The following is an 18,162-nucleotide window of genomic DNA, read 5'->3' on the forward strand; positions in this document are numbered from 1 at the left end:
CGTTCTAGCCTTCGCAGCGGAAGAAGTCGATGCTCTGGCCCGACGCGACGGCGCGGCGCAGCCATTCGGGCAGATCGCCCTGCCCGTCCCAGACATGACCCATTGCATCCTGATAGCGGATGGCGCGTGCGCTTTCTTCGTCTTCGGCCAGCGAGCGCTGGAGCGCGTCGACCGTGATGCCGAATTCTTCCATCCGGTGCTGGATCCACGCGATCAGGCGTTCCCGCGCCTGGCCATCGAGTTTTGCGATTGAACTAGACATTGCTCGTGCGATTCGAGGTGTGACGGGATCAGCAATCCATTCGTACGGGCGAAGCCAGGACTGACGGATTCAATTGCGCCGCCGCGCGTCGATGCGAACCACCGAATCGAACAGCGCCTCGGCGCGCGCGAGTTCGTCGAGCGCGCGATCCAGTTGCGCGACGGCAGCCGCGTGTTCCTCAACAGATGAGCCGCCTTCGGAATCGCGGCGCACGGCGCGAAACGCCTGGTCGACGTTGCGCGTCGCTTCGACAAAACGCTTCGCGGCCTGAGCCTGCCGCGAGTGCACGACTGCCGACATAGGCATTCCTCCATCTGGTTCGACGTTGCGAAAGCGGGGATTGCGCACCTGCTGATCGCAGCGCGCGAATGATTCTCTGATCCAAACAATTGCACGGCCGCGACCGCCGGCGTGCGCTATCGATTTTCTCTCCGCTCGCAGCGGAACGCCAGGTCTGAATGACAACAAACGCGCACATTTTTTATGCACGAGTACCGCATATTCAGTGTTCCCAGGTTTTATGCGCCCGGCGCGCGAGCGGTCTTTTCCGGGAAGCTTCCTAATGCATGCGCTGCGTTGAATGCCGCCATGGCTTCGACGGGCGGCATCTCGAAGAGGTCGCGCGTGAAGCCGCGCACACGCTCTTGCGGCGGACGCGTGCGCAAGCGTCCGACCAGATCGATGAAAGCGGCGAAGTCTCCGTCGCGCGTGGCCTTGTTGACCTCCGCATAGTCGCGCGCCTTGAGCACACAAGGCTGCGTGAGGCGCACCAGATACGGTGCTTCCAGCTCGACCGCGAGTGCGACGGGATAGCGCTTGCCGCTCAGTTCGCCCGCACGCGCGATGCAATCCACGACGGCCGTCGCTTGCGCGGCGCCGAGCGGTTTGCCCGTGCTGACGCTGCGCAAATGCTCCGGATAGATGTGCAGCCGCGTGCCCATGCTCAGTTCGGCAGGCGACGAGCATACCAGTGCGTAGTGCTGCTCCTTCTTCCGTCCCGACGGCAGCACGGAGCGGCTGACGATGAACGCGTGCGGCGGCAGCTGCCGCACCTGGCCCGCGCTGTCGATCCACGCATTCCACAACACCATGTCTTCGCGCTTGCGCCCACCTGGACGCGGCTTGCTCGACGCCGGCGAAAAAAGCGCGAGCAGCGAACCCGTGCGGTGCGCCGCGACCTGCGCGCTGTTGCCGAGCGGCTGACCGACGCCCCACAGAAAACGCCCGCCGCCCAGCCGCCGCTCCCATTCTTTCTGGAGAACAGTGGTGGGAAGTTCCTCGCTGGATTCGGTGCCTGTCTTGATCCAGCAGAACGTGGGCGGTAGGTGCTTCAGTGTCATCAACTTCCTCGGGACGGCCTTTCGACTCGCAACCTCGCGAGCCATCGGCGATAAATGGCGGCCATACAATAAGCGTTAATGTATAGATATAATGCATGGAATGGAAGCCCCGAAGAGCGAATTTCCCGTGCAGGACCTGTTACGCCGGTTGATGGCGGACACCCGCTCGTCCAGCGAAATTGCGCGGCTTTCCGGGGTAAGCCAACCAACCGTGTCGAGATTGCGACTATCGAAAGGGCGACGCATACGTCGGAGCGCGTCATTCAATAAGCTATGCAGTTTCTACGGTGTGGAGGCACGCCACGCGGGCGTTCGGGCGGGGGCTATAACGAACTGCTGCGCAATGCGATCGTCGACGCGTGGGACGGCTCGGAAGAGCACGGCCGCGCATTGCTCGTCGTGATCAAAGGCTTGAAGGGGTTGAGCGCGAAGGTGGAGTGAACGCGCTGTTGAGGCTCGACGGGGTGGTCGTCGGGAGGGACATGTGAGGCGGGCGGCGGGCTTCGTGTTCTGCCGAAGCCCGCTTCTTTCTGGATGTGATTCTTGCGGTTTTAGAACTGGTCTTCGTGCAGCGCCAGCATCCCTTCGCCGCCCTTTGCGCTGACGATCGATGCTTCCAGCGCCACGGCCTGCGGCAGCACGTGTTCCGCGAAGAACTGCGCCGTCGCGATTTTTGCGCTGTAGAACGAGGCGTCGTCGTTGAGTTTCGCCTGCGCGGCCAGCATCGCGCGCGCCATCTGCCAGCCGCCGAGCACGATGCCCGCGAGCTTCAGATACGGCACGCTGCCCGCAAACACCGCGTTCGGATCGCTCTTCGCATTCGCCAGGACGAACGCCACCGTCGATTGCAACGCATCATGGCCGCGCGACAGGTGCTTCTGCATCGACTCGAAGGCCGCGCCCTTGTGCTGCTTCAGCGCTTCGACGGTCTGTGCGATGTCCGCGAGCAGCCTGTTTGCCACCGCGCCGCCGTCGCGCAGCGTCTTGCGCCCGATCAGATCATTCGCCTGAATCGCCGTCGTGCCTTCGTAGATCGGCAGGATGCGCGCGTCGCGGTAATACTGCGCCGCGCCCGTTTCCTCGATGAAGCCCATGCCGCCATGCACCTGCACGCCGAGACTCGCCACATCGACGGAAAGCTCCGTGCTCCAGCCCTTCACGACCGGCACCAGGTATTCGTAGATCGCGAGATGCCCGGCGCGTGTCGCTTCGTCGGCGTGGTGGTGCGCGATATCGCTGTGCGATGCGGCGACATACGCGAGTGCGCGCGACGCTTCCGTCAGCGCGCGCATCGTCGAGAGCATGCGGCGCACGTCCGGATGATGAATGATCGATACGGCCTGCTTCGCCGAGCCATCGACGGGACGGCTCTGCACACGCTCTTTCGCGTACGCCACGGCCTTCTGATACGCACGATCCGCGACGGCCACGCCCTGCATGCCGACGGCGAAACGCGCCGCGTTCATCATGATGAACATGTATTCGAGGCCGCGATTCGCTTCGCCGATCAGCTGACCGATCGCGCCACCGTGATCGCCGAATTGCAGAACGGCCGTCGGGCTCGCCTTGATGCCGAGCTTGTGTTCGATCGACACGCAATGCACGTCGTTGCGCTCGCCCAGCGAGCCGTCGTCGTTGACGAGGAACTTGGGCACGAGGAACAGCGAAATGCCCTTCACGCCCTCGGGCGCGTCCGGCGTGCGCGCAAGCACCAGATGGACGATGTTGTCCGCCATGTCATGCTCGCCCCACGTGATGAAGATCTTCGTGCCGAAGATCCTGAACGAACCGTCGCCCTGCGGCTCGGCGCGCGTGCGCACCAGCGCGAGATCGGAGCCGGCCTGCGGCTCGGTGAGGTTCATCGTGCCCGTCCATTCGCCGGAAATGAGGCGCGGCACGTAGGTCTGTTTCTGTTCTTCGCTGCCGGCGGTGAGCAGCGCCTCGATGGCGCCGTCCGTCAGCAACGGACACAGCGCGAACGACAGGTTCGACGCATTGAGCATCTCGATGCAGGCCGTCGCGATCAGCTTGGGCAGGCCCTGGCCTTCGTATTCGACGGGATGCTGCACGCCTTGCCAGCCGCCTGCCGCGAACTGGCGGAATGCATCGGCGAAACCGGGCGTTGCCGTGACCTTGCCGTCCTTCCAGCTGCTCGGATTGCGGTCGCCTTCGACGTTCAGCGGCGCCAGCACTTCGCCGCACAGTTTCGAGGATTCTTCGAGTACGGCCTGTGCCGTTTCGAGACCCGCCTCCTCGAAACCGGGCAGCTTCGCGATCTCGTCGATACCGCTCAATTCCTCGAGCACGAACAGCATGTCTTTGACAGGGGCGATGTAAGTCATGGTGATTCTTCCAATCAGGCGTTCAATGGATCACTGCCACGACGCCCGAAAAGAGAAGAGACCGAGCGGTGACCGTACCTGCCGATCGTACCGGCATATCCCTCGAACCGACTGTCCAAACCGGCCCACGTACTGACAAATCTGGCCACTCGATCGGGGGGGTGCCCCGCCCCACCCGGGGTTTACCCAGCCTGAGCGGGGCGCCGATAGGTTCCGGGCGTGCTGCCCGTCCAGTGACGGAACGCGCGATGGAACGCACTCGGATCGTCGAATCCGATATCGCCCGCGATGACGGCAATCGCGTCGTGCGTGTCGGTCAGGCGCCGGATCGCGATATCGCGCCGCAGCTCGTCCTTGAGCAGCTGAAACGTCGTTTCTTCCGACGACAGCCGCCGGCACAACGTGCGCACCGAGCAATGCAGATTCTTCGCGGCTTCGTCGATGGTGGGCAGATCCGGCAACTCGCCCGCGAGATACTGCCGCACGCGATGGCTGACCCGCAGTTCGCTGAACGACTCGAAGATCCACTCGCCCGGCGAACGCGCGAGAAACTTGCGCAGATTGCGCTTGCTCTGGCGGATCGGCATGTCCAGAAACGCGGCACTGAAGCGCATCAGCGTGGCGTCACAGCCGAAACGCACCGGACCGGAGAAGAAGTAGCGGTGATCCGCTGCGTGCGGCGGCTGCGGACACGCGAAATCGACCTGCAAGAGCGGGATTTTCTGACCGATCAGCCATGACGAGACGCCATGCGCAAGCTTGAGCGTCAGTTCCTGGCCCAGCGGGCCAATGCTGCCGAACGCCGGGTTCGGACGCAGTTCGACCTGTGCCATCAGATCGTCGCGACGCGACTCGAAACGGAAGTCGTCGAGCACGATATGAAAGAACTGGCCGAAGCGGTGCAGCGCCGTGTCCAGATTCGTCGCATCGAGCAGGCTGAGGCAGAGGAATTTCAGCGTGCCGCTGCGCAGCGGCCGGCTGAAGATGCCGGGCATTTCGTCGTCGAGTTCGATAGCGAGCATCCGATAGAGCGTCGAGAACTGCTCTTCCGTCACGCGCGCACCCGATGCGCCGAGCAGTTCGGGCGTGATGCCCGCCTGCGCGAGATAGCGCTGCACGACGTCCGTCTGCGCGCCGGCGGCGGCAAGAAATCCGTTGACGAGCGAGATGGGTACGGTGGCGCTGGGTGCTTGCATGGGTTTCAGGCCAATTGAGCAAGCAATTTGATGAAGTTGCGCTTCGCTCGATACGTCGCGCGAATCTGCTCCAGCTCGGCGGCGAACTCGGCGCCTTCGCCCAGCTTCATCCGCATTTGGCGAATGGCCTGAACGATGTCGAACGCCTCGTCGTATTTCCCGCTCGACGCGTTTAGCGTCACCGTGACGGGCAGCAGGCGATGATAGACGACGAGGGCATCGCGTGGATGCGTACGCCCGCGAACGGCAGCCATTTCCGAGCACAATTCCGTCGCGATGGGGCCACCCGTAAAGACCTGCCAGGCAATTTCATCGTCGTGCCCGGCAAGGTGCACTCTGACGATTTCAGTACGCATCGGTTTGTACCACGGGCCGCTTTTTGGCTTCGCTGCAGACTCCTCCCGCTCGACGATTGCCCACAAATGCGCGAGCGCGCGTTCCCTCGTCTCGTCATGCCGGTTCGTCGCCGTGGCGACCTTCAACAGTGCGGCGAATGCAGCGGCAGACGGAAGCTGCTCGAAACGCTGCCATGCATAGGTGTCCGCTTTATCGTGTTGCCCAAGCTTCAAACACGCGTCGACGCAGATATCGAGCAAACTTCGAGCAGCGGCTTTTTTCGCAAACGCCTCGAGCCCCTGTTCCGCCCAGGCCAGCGCTTCATCATGGCGACCGTGCTGAATGCACAGTTCCGCCACTTTCTCGAATCGGTACGCGCTCGACAGATCTTTCGCAGCAATGCGGATCATCATGTCGACGTCTCCGTCCTGTTCCGCAAGTGCGCTCATTGCGGTCGAGAGCCGCAGGCGCCGCCGGTCGAACGATTCATTTCCCGGACCAAGCGCCGGAAGCTCATCCCAATCATTACCGAGCAGTTCGCGATACCGGCTCGAGCCGGCATCATCCAATGCGTCCGCGTATGCCGGCAAAATGTCTGAGAACACGCCCCATTGATCCTCGCGCTGAAGGCGATAGAGTCGCTCCGCGAGCGCCACGGGCTCGGGCCCCGTCCGCTCGCAGGCCTCGCGATGAACGGCGGCCAGTTCGTGGAGGGCCGGAATGACATAGCCGCCGGAGTCGTCGATTCGTTCGAGGCTCTTTTCCGCGCCTTCGATGGCAAGCTCCGCGAGTTCCATCACGTTTGCAGCGTGAGGTCCATCGAGCAGTAAGCGCAGCATGTCAGCCAGCGACAGCAGACCGTCGGCATATTCGCGAGCCTCTTGCCAGCGCAACAACCGTGTGACTCGCGTCGTCTGCCGGACGGTGGTCTTTAGCGCGGGCAGATCGTTGGCCGTTGCGGAGCGTGCTGCGAACAGCAGCTTGTCGCGCAGCGCGACGTCGCGATCGACCGCTTCCAGCAACCAGCGGCGAAGCGCGCTCTCGTCGAGCGTCGCAACGTACTCTTCAATGGTTTCGCCGTAGGTCTTGCGTTTTTTGCGTGGCTTCTTCCGTTCCGTTTCATCCGGTTGAAATACCTCCGCACCGGAATTTTCCAGCCACGACAGCGCGACTGCGACGGCATGCTTGCAGAAAGCGGAACTCTGGCCGACGGGACAATTGCAGTAGTAAACGAGCCCGCCATAGTCGCAACGCATTTCGACCGCGTATGACTGCGTACCTCGCACGTTTGCGCGAACGCTGTGTTCATCCGTTTGCAGACGCGATACCGCGCCGTCGTGGAAATAGGCTTTGCCTCGCGCAAACGTCTTCGTGTCGGTGAGCGACATGACTTTTGCGAGGGTCAGGGTTTCAGCGAGATTGGCGGATGCGGACATAGGAACGCGGGGGAAAGTCGCGATGGAAACCGTTGGAAATCTGCCCAGCTGCTATTGAAACAAAGACAAAGAGCCGCGCTAACCCTGCCTCATCAGTTCGAGCGCATACGAATATCTGTCTGCGGGAAACACGCTGACGGTCGCTTCGAACACGAGTCCGCGCGAATCCAGATAGCGCCGCACGATTTCCAGCGCGTGAGAGTCGGGCTTCACGCCAAGCGGTTCGGCGAGACTGTCAGGCACGCCAATCGCCCTGATTTCCTGACGCACGTTGTGGACCGAGCGGCCGAAGCGCCGTTCCACCATGTCGCAGATCAATCCCGTGCTGTTGCGCAATTCCCGCTTGATGCCCGCACCCAGCGCCGCCTCGAGATAGACATCGGTCCAGCACAGCGGCGCGTCCGGTTTCGACGGATCGACGCGCAGCATTTCGACGCGCAGCAGCCGCGTGCCCGCATCGACACCCAGCTTGGCAGCAAGCGACGGACTCGCGGACAACTCCGTGACGGAGCGCACATGCCGCTCCGTCACGACCGCGAACTGCACGAGGTCTTCGACGCTCGACATATTGTGCGAGAAAGCCGCCTTCGGTTTCGTCGCCTCGACGCGAATGCCCGCGCGCTTGCGGCGCGAAATCAGTCCAAGTTCCTGCACGCGCTCCAGCGCCGAGCGAACGGTCGCGCGGCTGACGCCGTACTGTTCCGACAAGTCGACTTCACTCGGAAGGGACGACCCAACCTCGAACTTTCCTGCTCCGATTGCCTGGATCAGTTCCTCGGCCAGTTCCGCGTATCGGGGTTTCATGCGTGTGCTCTTTCGCCTCAGCCATGCCGTTTCGGGCTACGGCGCGATTGTAACGCGAGCCTTATCCATCGGCGCCCCGCGCCCGGTTCGCGCCGCGCCGCACGCGCGGCATCCGTTGTAACCCTGGGTTGACGGTCTCCACCACCAGGCATAATGTCCGTACTTATTCAATATGTACGGACATTATAGAGCGCGCGATCCGGCGCGCTCACCGTCCAGACGGAGACAGGAATGGCCCAGCACAGCGACATCGCAGGAAGCCCGCCCATCGAACGCAGCGCGCCCGCCAAACGACGGCCGCCCATTTATCTGAGGCTGGGCTTTCAGATCGTGGCGGGCATCGTGCTTGGGCTGGCGCTCGGCTTCATCGCGCCGAAGCTGGCCGTCGACATGAAGATCCTCGGCGATATCTTCCTGCGGCTGATCAAGATGGTCGTTGCGCCGCTGGTGTTCCTGAACGTGGTGCTCGGCATCGGCGCCGCCGGCGATCTGAAGAACGTCGGGCGCATCGGGCTGCGCGCATTGATCTACTTCGAAGTCGTGTCGACCATCGCGCTCGCGATCACGATGGTCATCGCGAACGTCTCGGGCGTCGGCACGGGCATGCATCTCACGCAGAACGCCGATGCCGCCGCCGCAGCGCACGCGCAATACGGCAAAGGCGGCCCCACGTCGTTCGAGCATTTCATCCTGACGATCTTCCCCGATAACTTCGTCGGTGCCTTCGCGAACGGCTCGCTGCTCCAGGTACTCGTCATTTCGATCGGACTCGGCGCTGCGTTGCTGATGCTCAACAACGAACAGCGAGCAAGCGTCGAAGGTGCGCTGAACCGGATGTCGGACCTGTTCTTCAAGTTCGTCGATGTCATCATGAAGTTTGCGCCGCTCGGCGCGTTCGGATCGATTGCGTTCGCTATCGGCAGCAGCGGCATGAATGCGGTGCTCTCGCTCGGCTATCTGTTGCTGGTGCTTTATCTGTCGCTTGCGTTCTTTATCGTCGTGGTGCTCGGCATCGTGCTTCGGCTGTATGGCTTCAATGTCTTCCGGTTCCTGCGCTATTTCAAGGACGAAATCTTTCTGCTGTTTGCGACGGCTTCGTCCGAAAGCGCGCTGCCGCGCTTCTTCGAAAAGCTCGAACGCCTCGGTTGCTCGCGGCAAACCACGGGGCTCGTGCTGCCGACGGGCTATGCGTTCAACCTCGACGGAACATCGGTCTACATGCCCTTGTGCGTGATGTTCCTTGCGAACGCGTACGGCATTCCTCTCGATCTGCATCAGCAGCTTGGGCTTCTGATTCTGATGCTGCTCACATCGAAAGGCGCAGCAACCGTTTCGGGCGGCACCTTCATTGTGTTCGCGGCCACTGTGACGGCATCGGGCCTCTTGCCGATCGAAGGCTTGCCGCTTCTGTTCGGCATCAACCGCTTCACGTCGCAGGCCGTGTGCATCTGCAATGCGATGGGCAATAGCGTCGCGACGCTGGTCATCGCGAAGTCGACGGGCGAGTTCGATCCGGACGCCGCGCGCGAAGAGTATCGCCGTGTGTTCGGCACGACCGTCGGCAAAGTCATCTGAATTCTTGTATCAGCGGAGAAAAGCAATGCGTATAACGGCAATCAGGGAAGTGTCGGTTCCGCTCGAAGGAAACGTCGCGAATGCGTACGTCAATTTTTCGGAGCACACGGTTTCGCTCGTCGCGCTGCAAACGGATGTGATCCGCAATGGAAAGCCCGTTACGGGCTTCGCGTTCGACTCCATCGGCCGATATGCGCAGAGCGGCATCTTGCGCGATCGCATGATGCCGCGCCTCGAAGCCGCTGCGCCCGAATCGCTGCTGGACAAATCGGGCGAGTTCTTCGATGCAGCCAAAGTACTGCAGACCATCATGCGCAACGAAAAGCCCGGTGGTCACGGCGATCGCGCGGCGGCAGCGGCGGCCATCGAACTTGCCGTCTGGGATCTGAACGCGAAGCTCGCCGACGAGCCGGCACACGCGACCATCGCGCGACATTTCCAGCGCAAGGGCAATCGCGAAGGCGTAACCGTGTATGCAGCCGGCGGCTACTACTATCCGGGCGACAGCGTCAAACGCTTGCAGGACGAAATGCGCGGCTATCAGGAAATGGGCTACGAAACGTTCAAGATGAAAATCGGCGGCGCGTCGCTCGAAGAGGATGTTGCACGCATCGAAGCGGTGCTCGAGGTCGTCGGCGATGGCCAGCGCCTTGCCGTCGATGCGAATGGGCGTTTCGACCTGCAGACCGCGCTCGACTACGCAAAAGCGATCACGCCGTACGCGCTGCGCTGGTACGAAGAGATCGGCGATCCGCTCGATTACGACCTCAACCGGCAAGTTGCCGAAGCGTATTCAGGCCGGATTGCGACGGGCGAAAACCTGTTCTCGGTGCAGGACGTCAACAACCTCACGCTGTTCGGCGGGATGCGCCCCGGCCTCGATATCTTCCAGATGGACACGGGCCTTTGCTATGGCCTCACCGAGTTCGCAAAGATGATCGACGTGATGGAAAGGCGCGGCTTCAATCGCAACCAGCTGCATCCACATGGCGGACACCTGATCAACATGCACGTCGCGGCGGGACTCGAACTCGGCGGCTGCGAGGCTTATCCCGGCGTGTTCCAGCCGTTCGGGGGCTATCCGGACCGCTGCGGCGTCGGCGGCGGCCGCGTGCGTCCGACGGATGCGCCAGGCTTCGGGCTCGAAGAGAAGGACGGACTGCGTCCCTGGCTCGCGCAGCTCGCCAGCTGACATCGCGCATATCTCATTCGACTCAATTTTCTTGCAAGACCAGGACCGTCATGAACAGCCGTAACGCTCCCTTTTCCAGCACTGTCGTCGACTCGATTTTGTTTCGCGATGCCTTTGGCACCGCGAAAATGCGTGCGATCTTTTCGGATCACGCGCTGATCCGGCGCTATATCGAAGTCGAAGTCGCGCTCGCGAAAGCCGAAGCACACGTCGGCGTGATTCCCGCCGATGCCGCCGAAACGATCGCGCGCGAATCGCAGATCGACCGCGTCGATTTCGATCATATGCGCGAGGAGACGGATATCGTCGGCTATCCGATCCTGCCGCTCGTGCACCAGCTCGTCGCCATGTGCGGCGACGCCGGCCGCTACGTGCATTGGGGCGCGACGACGCAGGACATCATGGATACGGCCGTCGCGCTTCAGGTCCGCGACGCGCTCGACTCGATCGATGCTGACATCCGCGAGTTGCGCGGCATTCTGGCCGGCCTCGCGAAGAAGCATCGCGATACGCCGATGGCGGGCCGCACGCATTTGCAGCAGGCTCTGCCCGTCACGTTCGGCTATAAGGCCGCAATCTGGCTCGCGATGTTCGACCGCCATCAGCAGCGCATCGGCGAGTTGCGCAAGCGCGTGGCCGTAGTCGAGTTCGCGGGCGCAGCGGGCACCCTGGCGTCGCTCGGCGACAAGGGCTTCGAGGTGCAGCGCGCACTCGCCGCCGAGTTGCAGCTCGGCGTGCCCGCCACGACATGGCACGTCGCACGCGACGGCTTCGCGGAAGCCGTCAATCTGCTCGCGCTCGTCACCGGCTCGCTGGGCAAGATTGCGACCGACATCATGATCATGGCCTCGAATGAGTTCGGCGAAGTGTACGAGCCGTTCGTCAAGGGACGCGGCGCGAGCAGCACGATGCCGCAAAAGCGCAATCCGATTTCGAGCGAGCTCATGCTCGCCGCAGCCAAAGCGGTGCGCCAGCAGGCGGGATTGATGATCGACGCGATGATTCAGGACTTCGAGCGCGCGACGGGACCGTGGCACGCCGAATGGATCGCGATTCCCGAGAGCTTCATTCTGACGTCGGGCGCGCTGCATCAGGCGAAGTTCGCATTAGGCGGACTGATCGTCGATACCGGGCGGATGAAGCACAACCTCGGCATCAGCAAGGGACTCATCGTTGCCGAGGCCGCGATGATGCAGATGGCGCCTTACACGGGTCGCCAGCAGGCGCATGACATCGTGTACGACGCATGCCGGACGGTCAACGAAAAGGGCGGCACGCTTGCAGAAGCGCTCGCCGCACTGCCCGAAGTGACCAGGCACTTCGATCGCGCGGCGATCGACAACATGACCGATCCCGCCAACTACCTTGGACTCGCGCCGCAAATGGTGGATCGCGCGGTTGCGTTGTCGAGTGAGATCTAAAGGCTCGGGCGTCCCGGCGGCGCCCCTGATTGAATTCGGGGAGCGAGACGTCTGTTCTGTGCTCCCCTTCACGGCACGTACGATTTACCTCATTCACCGCAGAATTGCGGCCTGTCCCATACCTCAATACTCGCGAAAATATTTCGTAAGCACTCTGACGTCGGGCCTTCATACGCCGATGCTCTAATCGGTTCGCTTGTCTCGACTCAACGCCGCCTAGCCGGCCATATCGCAAACGACGTCGACGACGTGATGCATTCGCTTGCCCCATGCCAGGGCAACGCGGTTCATTCCCGCAATACGAATCCCCCCACAGGAGCCGTATATGAAATGGCGTCAGATAGCACTCGGTTCGATCACCCTCGCCGCATTTGCGTCATCGGTCGCATGGAGCGCCGGAGACGGCGACGATCGCGATCATGAGAAGAACCATCACAACGAAGTCCATACCGCTACGCCGATCAAACATCTGGTCGTGATCTATGGCGAGAACGTTTCATTCGATCACTACTTCGCGACCTATCCGCATGCGACCAATCCTTCCGGCGAGCCCGCATTCAAGGCATTGCCCGGCACGCCGGGCATCAACGGGCTGTCCGGAAGCCTGCTGACCAGCAATCCGAATCTGAATCCCGACAACGGAACCAGCAAGTCGAATCCCTTCCGTCTCGATCGCACGCAGTCCGCGACTGCGGACCAGAATCACGCGTACACGGCGGAGCAACAGGCCTATGACAATGGCGCAGCCGATCTCTTCCCGAAGTACACGGGCAAAGGGACGACGGGTGGCGCCGGTGCATTCGGCACGGCTGGCCAGGTAATGGGCTATTTCGACGGCAACACGGTCACCGCGCTCTGGAACTACGCGCAGCGGTTCGCGATGAGCGACAACGCCTATACGTCGACATACGGGCCTTCGACGCCGGGCGCGCTCGAAGTCGTCTCGGGACAGACAAACGGCATGAAGGCCGTGCTGACGACGAAGCAACCTTCGGTGGCGGGTTCGTACTACGTCAACGATGGCCAGGGCGGATTCACCATGATCAACGACGTCGATCCCGCCAACGACCTGTGCTCGAGCACGACCGATACGGCCCTGATGAGCGGCACGAACATCGGCGATCTGCTGAATGCCCGCGATATCTCGTGGGGCGGCTTCATGGGCGGCTTCAACCTGGCGACGACGAACAGCAACGGGACGACGGGGTGCAAGCGCAGCACGCTGTCGAATGTCGTGGGCTCGGCCACGGCTGACTACATTCCGCACCACAACTGGTTCCAGTACTACGCGTCCACATCGAATCCGAAGCATCTGCGCCCTAGCTCGCTCTCCGCGGTCGGCCACAGCACGCAGAAGGATGGCCATACGCAGGACCCCGCGAATCACCAGTACGATACCGACGACTTCTTCGACGCGGTAAAGGCGGGGAATTTCCCGGCCGTGAACTTTCTCAAGGCGCCCGCTTATCAGGACGGTCATGCTGGCTATTCGGATCCGCTCGACGAGCAGGCGTTCGTGACGAAGGTCGTCAACTTCCTGCAGCAACAGAAGGAGTGGGAGTCGACAGCCGTGATCGTCGCGTGGGATGACTCCGACGGTTGGTATGACCACGCGTACGCCATGCCGACGAGCGCATCGTACGACTCCGTCGCCGATCAGCTGAATGGCCCGGGCATCTGCGGAACGGGCTCGGCATTCGACGGCGTGAAGGGCAAGCCCGTGAACGGCCGCTGCGGTCCGGGCACGCGCATCCCGTTTATCGTGATCTCTCCGTGGGCGAAGGAGAATTTCGTCGACCACACGCTGATCGATCAGTCGTCGGTCGTGCGCTTCATCGAAGACAACTGGCTCGATGGACGCCGCATCGGTGGCGGATCGTTCGATGCCGGAGCGGGCAGCATCATGGGCATGTTCGACTTCAATCGCCGGGGTGAGAGCCACTATCCACGCAAGCTTTTTCTGAACCCGGATACGGGCCTCGCGGTTGAAACGCCGCCGAGATCATGACAGCGCCGGCATAAGGCATCGAGGAAGAGTTTCCATGATGACGATGTAAGGGTTTATACTGAACGCCGTCTCCTCCATATCCTCCTGATATGGATTCTTGCCCGCCGCAGTGCGGGCTTTTTCTTGGACGGCAGACCCGTGGTTCATCGCACGTGCAGTGCGGTTCGGGCCAGCCGTTCCGCGCTACTTTGTCCTGTTTGCCAATCCGGCAATGTCAACTCCTGATTCCGTTGCAGCAAAACATTCGTGGTGGGGCGTGCTGGCGCTCGCGCTGTCGGCCTTCATTTTCAACACCACCGAATTCGTTCCCGTCGCATTGCTCAGTTCGATCGGCGAAAGCCTCTCCATGCCGCCGACCGATGTCGGCATCATGCTGACCATCTATGCATGGGCTGTGGCGCTCGTATCGTTGCCGTTGACCGTCCTCACGCGCCATGTCGAACGTCGCAAGCTGCTCACGTGGGTGCTGCTGCTCTTCGTCGGCTGCCATATCGTGACGGGCGTCGCGTGGAATTTTTCCGTGCTCGTCATCGGAAGACTCGGCATTGCCTGCGCACACGCGATCTTCTGGTCGATATCCGTCTCGCTGGTCGTCAGGCTGGCGCCTGCCGACAAAAAGAGCCGCGCGCTCGGACTGCTTGCAACGGGAACGTCGCTGGCGATGGTGGCGGGCATTCCGATCGGACGGATGATCGGCGAAGCGTTGGGTTGGCGGATGACATTCCAGGTGATCGCCATTGCCGCCGTTGCCGTGCTGTTACTGCTGCGCGCAACGCTGCCGTTGCTTCCAAGCGAGCAGGCGGGCTCGCTGCGCAGCGTGCCCGTTCTGCTCCGAAACCCGACGCTGATGTGCCTCTATCTGGTCACGCTGCTGCTGGTCACGGCTCATTTCACCGCGTACACCTATGTCGAACCGTTTATCCAGCACGTCAATCACGCCAGCAACAGCCGCATCACCTTCATCCTGACGTTGTTCGGCGCAGCGGGGATTCCTGCCGCGCTCTGTTTCAACCGGCTCTACCCGCATCAGCCGAACCGCTTCATGCAAGGCGCCGTGCTGACGATCGCCGCCTGTCTGCTGATACTTTTCCCTTGCTCGCTCAGTATCGTTACCTTGTCCGTGCATTCGTTCATATGGGGAGGCGCGATCATCTGCTTCGGCCTGGGCATGCAGGCGTGGGTGCTGAGGCTGGCGCCCAATGCGACCGATCTCGCCGTTTCAATTTTTTCAGGGCTTTACAACGTGGCGATAGGCGCGGGCGCGCTGTTCGGCAATCACGTCGCCAACGACTACGGGATAGCCTGGATCGGCACGTTCGGCGGCATGATCGCCGGGCTCGGCGCTGCCGTATGCTGGTTCGCATTTCGCGCGCGCAATCCGCGTGCAGGCGCATCGACGGAATAAGCGGGCTACCGGGCGTACGCCTGGCGAGTGCACGCGTCGCCCTTACGTTTGGTAATCGCGGCGCTCGCGGCCGCATAGTCCTCGGAGAACGCCCGCTGCGAGAAGCAGGGCGCCGATGCCGCGAGAAGCGCGTCGACCTTCGCGAACTGTTTGTCGAACACCCACGGCCGGCGGGCAAGCGTGCGGTCGTTGAGCCAGTAAGGGCTCCAGTCTCGCGTCGTCTCGATGATCTCGCGCGCGAACTCTGGCCCATACTCGAGGCCGCCCTCGATAACGACATCGATGTAAGACTCGACGAGCGGAAACTTCGCGTCCGCCACGGGCAGTCCTTCGCCCGGCGCCTTGCCTTCGGCCTTCGGCACGTACACCCAGACAATCCCCTTTTCCGGCAATGGCTGCCAGGACACGGCCTCGATGAGTGCGCGCGGCACTTCGACACGCACGTATCCCTTTTCGCGCTCGTCGAACGCGGACATGTCGTTGCCGACAACGGGATAGATCACGCCATTGATCGTCATCGGCGCTTCGCCCTCGAACGGGTGCCGCAGGCCGAGCGCCGTGAACCCTGAGCGTGCGCGGTCGTTCCAGCTGCGCACATAGCCGAATGCCGCCGAGACGCGCACCGGAATCGCCGCAACCGGCTTGCCGGCCGTTGCGTCGCGCGATGGCGTATTGATGAGCGAGCCGTAGCCGAAGATGAACTGCGTCGGCTGATCGGGAAGACGCGTTCCCCAGAAGTCGGCCGTCTGCGCGTGCGCCGCCGGGCCGACAAACGCCAGTGCCACGACGAATCCTCGAATCTTTGCCATCGCTGACATCGTCAGATCTCCGTAGAGGAACTCGCCGGGCTGTGCACTGCGTTGGCGGCCAAGCCGGTCTCAGCCAACGATGTTCCGCACGCGACGCGATGCTGCACGCATTCGCCGGCACTTCTGCTCTTCCAGCCAGCGCAGAGAGTGCTGTACGACCTCGGGCGGAACCTCGTTGAATGATGCGCTGCGAATCAGGTTCTCGCTTGCGGCAATATCGTTGAACTGTCCCAGCTTGTTCTGCACGGAGGTCAGTTCCCTGATCGTGCGACCGCGTCCGCCTTTGATAACGGGTTGAAAAAACTCGAGCAGGTATCGCAGCTTCTTGCCCGCCTTTCGAACATCGTGAAGACCTTCCTCGTGGGCAGTTTCGCTGCGTGCTACGCGCAGGCTTCGCTTCTGAAGCGCGCGCTGCGCCAGCTGGACGCGTTTCTCGGCGAACGCCCGAATGGGAAGATCGTCGCAACGCGACTGCAGCGTGGTTTGCGCGCGAAGCAGGACGTCGTTCAGGAACGCCTCGACAGCGTCGCTTTTGATCATCGTCTGGGTATGCAGTGCCGCTTGTGCGCGCTTCTCGCGCGCCGCGGCCACGAGCAGTTCGATGGGGGCGCCTGACTGCTGGGCGGAGATCAGAAGATCGCCAGCGATGTCCCAGTCACGCGTGCCGCCCGCCACTGCGGCAAGGCGCTTGAATTCTCCGGTGGCGTGAGCAGTCGCCTCCTCGCCGAGATAGGGGGAGTAGGCCCAATACAACGCACGGAGCTTTCTGAACGCGACGCGAAGCTGATGAAACCCTTCGACATCGCTTTGTGTGGATAGCTCTCTCGCCCTTTGCACCGCTTCGGCCACCACCGGGGTCGCCAGTGACGAGAACGTGCTGGCGATCGAACTCGCTTTCGACAGCGATGAACCGGGCGGCCGCCGGTTGATCCTGAAAGGAGCGTTCAGCCGGGGCAAGGGCCAGTCACCATCCATATCCATGTCGGCCTCGGGTCGGGCAAAAATTCACTTTGCCGAGACCTTATCATACGCATTCGACCGCTGCGATTCCCGTGACGCTTTGATGAAATGACGCCTGAAGTGTCGTGGGTAAAACGTTTCCGTTTAGCAAAACCGCCGGATCGCGCTGTTCTGTATTAGCATACGCAGCTAATCGAGCACTGCACGATAGGCTGGCGCATCGAATGCGCTTCGCGAAGACGCCATGGAAAACAGTGGGAGTTCGGTTTGAAGAAGCGCGCCACCGTGATCTGTCGCAGAGGAAAGCGAATCCTTCTGGTCGCACGTAGTCAATCAAAGTGGGCTTTGCCGGGTGGCATTCTCAAGCGTGGAGAACACCGGACGGACGCGGCACTTCGAGAGCTCAAGGAAGAAACGCAGCTATCCGGAAAGTCCGCCAAGCATCTGTTCGATTTCCGCGGCAAGCAGAAGCACCATCACGTGTTCGCCTGCGAAATCCCGACTCGCGCCAAAGCTCGCCCGAGTAACGAAATAGCCAGATGTCGCTGGGTTCATGTCGACGATATTTCTCGCCTCATGACCAGCGGACCGACGACCGATATCGTGAAGATGATGAGTCAGCGGCGGAGGAAGTAGGGGGCGAGCTGGTAGCTGAGCGGCATGAAGCGCGTTCTGCTGCCGCGACGTCCACGGATGCCCGTTGCGGCTGCGTGACGCTAGAGGAGCTGCAGCAGTTCTACAGACGGGCTATCAAAAGTTCTGACGACCGTCAGTATGAGTTTGCAGAGGTCTTAGGGGATTTGGTGGGCCGGGTGGGATTCGAACCCACGATGTCCTTTCGGAGGCGGATTATGAGTCCGCTGCCTGCAACCAGCACGGCGTCCGGCCCAACGATGCTTCGCGACGGAAGCGCCAGGGAACAACAGGAAGACCAACAAAAAGACCCGGTCTGAAGGCCGGGCCTGTTCGTCGATTGGCCGACATACTACACGAAAAAAGAGGCTTCCGGGATCGCTTCGCTGAACAAAACGATCGGCAAGCCCCGTTGTAGCGCCACAGCGCCGATGCGCAATCTC

At 61.9% G+C, this 18,162-nt stretch carries 15 protein-coding genes, 1 tRNA gene and 1 pseudogene; 7 read left to right on the forward strand and 10 right to left on the reverse strand.

The annotated features are described in order from the left end of the window. Positions 1–4: 4 nt before the first annotated feature. From FRZ40_RS21490 to FRZ40_RS21500, 3 genes are all read right to left on the reverse strand, one after another. Positions 5–262, reverse strand: coding sequence for an H-NS family nucleoid-associated regulatory protein (locus FRZ40_RS21490; RefSeq protein WP_028368487.1), 258 nt, complete (start codon positions 260–262; stop codon positions 5–7). A gap of 69 nt (positions 263–331) precedes the next feature. Continuing rightward, the gene (locus FRZ40_RS21495; protein ID WP_147235513.1) at positions 332–562 is read right to left on the reverse strand and encodes a hypothetical protein; all 231 of its coding nucleotides are present in this window, start codon (positions 560–562) and stop codon (positions 332–334) included. Positions 563–780: 218 nt separating this feature from the next. Continuing rightward, positions 781–1,602, reverse strand: coding sequence for a hypothetical protein (locus FRZ40_RS21500; RefSeq protein WP_147235514.1), 822 nt, complete (start codon positions 1,600–1,602; stop codon positions 781–783). A gap of 100 nt (positions 1,603–1,702) precedes the next feature. Between FRZ40_RS21500 and FRZ40_RS21505 the strand changes: the two are divergent. Further along, positions 1,703–2,043 (forward strand): annotated as a pseudogene (locus FRZ40_RS21505) (helix-turn-helix domain-containing protein). Between the two features lie 110 nt (positions 2,044–2,153). Here FRZ40_RS21505 and FRZ40_RS21510 read toward each other — a convergent pair. The 4 genes from FRZ40_RS21510 to FRZ40_RS21525 form a co-directional block, all read right to left on the reverse strand. Then, positions 2,154–3,944: an acyl-CoA dehydrogenase gene (locus tag FRZ40_RS21510; protein WP_147235515.1), complete on the reverse strand. Its 1,791-nt coding sequence runs from the start codon at positions 3,942–3,944 to the stop codon at positions 2,154–2,156. A gap of 182 nt (positions 3,945–4,126) precedes the next feature. Beyond that, positions 4,127–5,140 (reverse strand): AraC family transcriptional regulator, encoded by a 1,014-nt coding sequence (locus tag FRZ40_RS21515; RefSeq protein WP_147235516.1) that lies wholly within the window; start codon positions 5,138–5,140, stop codon positions 4,127–4,129. A 5-nt stretch (positions 5,141–5,145) separates the two neighbouring features. After that, entirely contained in the window at positions 5,146–6,912 is a 1,767-nt protein-coding gene (locus tag FRZ40_RS21520) for an SWIM zinc finger family protein (protein ID WP_147235517.1), read from the reverse strand. Positions 6,913–6,990: 78 nt separating this feature from the next. Then, complete coding sequence (locus FRZ40_RS21525) at positions 6,991–7,716, reverse strand: GntR family transcriptional regulator (protein ID WP_028369499.1); 726 nt, start codon at positions 7,714–7,716, stop codon at positions 6,991–6,993. A gap of 231 nt (positions 7,717–7,947) precedes the next feature. Here FRZ40_RS21525 and FRZ40_RS21530 point away from each other — a divergent pair, with 231 nt between their 5' ends. The 5 genes from FRZ40_RS21530 to FRZ40_RS21550 all read left to right on the forward strand — a co-directional run bounded on the left by FRZ40_RS21530 (position 7,948) and on the right by FRZ40_RS21550 (position 15,317). Next, positions 7,948–9,291 (forward strand): cation:dicarboxylate symporter family transporter, encoded by a 1,344-nt coding sequence (locus FRZ40_RS21530; protein WP_051446552.1) that lies wholly within the window; start codon positions 7,948–7,950, stop codon positions 9,289–9,291. A gap of 25 nt (positions 9,292–9,316) precedes the next feature. Continuing rightward, positions 9,317–10,483 carry a mandelate racemase/muconate lactonizing enzyme family protein gene (locus FRZ40_RS21535; protein WP_147235518.1) on the forward strand — a complete coding sequence of 389 codons (1,167 nt, stop codon included), beginning with the start codon at positions 9,317–9,319 and terminating at the stop codon, positions 10,481–10,483. Between the two features lie 50 nt (positions 10,484–10,533). Then, positions 10,534–11,904: a class-II fumarase/aspartase family protein gene (locus FRZ40_RS21540; protein WP_147235519.1), complete on the forward strand. Its 1,371-nt coding sequence runs from the start codon at positions 10,534–10,536 to the stop codon at positions 11,902–11,904. A 325-nt stretch (positions 11,905–12,229) separates the two neighbouring features. Further along, positions 12,230–13,912, forward strand: a complete 1,683-nt coding sequence (locus FRZ40_RS21545; protein WP_147235520.1) for a phospholipase C — start codon at positions 12,230–12,232, stop codon at positions 13,910–13,912. Positions 13,913–14,123: 211 nt separating this feature from the next. Next, on the forward strand, positions 14,124–15,317 hold the full coding sequence (locus FRZ40_RS21550) for a sugar transporter (RefSeq protein WP_147235521.1): 1,194 nt from the start codon (positions 14,124–14,126) through the stop codon (positions 15,315–15,317). A 5-nt stretch (positions 15,318–15,322) separates the two neighbouring features. Here the strand turns inward: FRZ40_RS21550 and FRZ40_RS21555 are convergent, their stop codons facing one another. Together FRZ40_RS21555 and FRZ40_RS21560 are read right to left on the reverse strand one after the other, a co-directional pair. Then, a complete protein-coding gene (locus FRZ40_RS21555) occupies positions 15,323–16,135 on the reverse strand; it encodes a gamma-glutamylcyclotransferase family protein (protein WP_147235522.1) in 813 nt (270 codons plus the stop codon). A 60-nt stretch (positions 16,136–16,195) separates the two neighbouring features. Then, positions 16,196–17,107, reverse strand: a complete 912-nt coding sequence (locus tag FRZ40_RS21560; RefSeq protein ID WP_147235523.1) for a CHAD domain-containing protein — start codon at positions 17,105–17,107, stop codon at positions 16,196–16,198. Positions 17,108–17,353: 246 nt separating this feature from the next. Between FRZ40_RS21560 and FRZ40_RS21565 the strand changes: the two genes are divergently transcribed. Continuing rightward, on the forward strand, positions 17,354–17,722 hold the full coding sequence (locus FRZ40_RS21565; protein ID WP_028369491.1) for an NUDIX hydrolase: 369 nt from the start codon (positions 17,354–17,356) through the stop codon (positions 17,720–17,722). Between the two features lie 165 nt (positions 17,723–17,887). On the opposite strand, the gene FRZ40_RS21570 is transcribed toward FRZ40_RS21565, so the two are convergent. Further along, positions 17,888–17,975 (reverse strand) — tRNA-Ile (locus FRZ40_RS21570). Positions 17,976–18,162 lie beyond the last annotated feature (187 nt).

This window comes from Paraburkholderia azotifigens, from assembly GCF_007995085.1.
In the GTDB taxonomy this organism is placed as follows: domain Bacteria; phylum Pseudomonadota; class Gammaproteobacteria; order Burkholderiales; family Burkholderiaceae; genus Paraburkholderia; species Paraburkholderia azotifigens.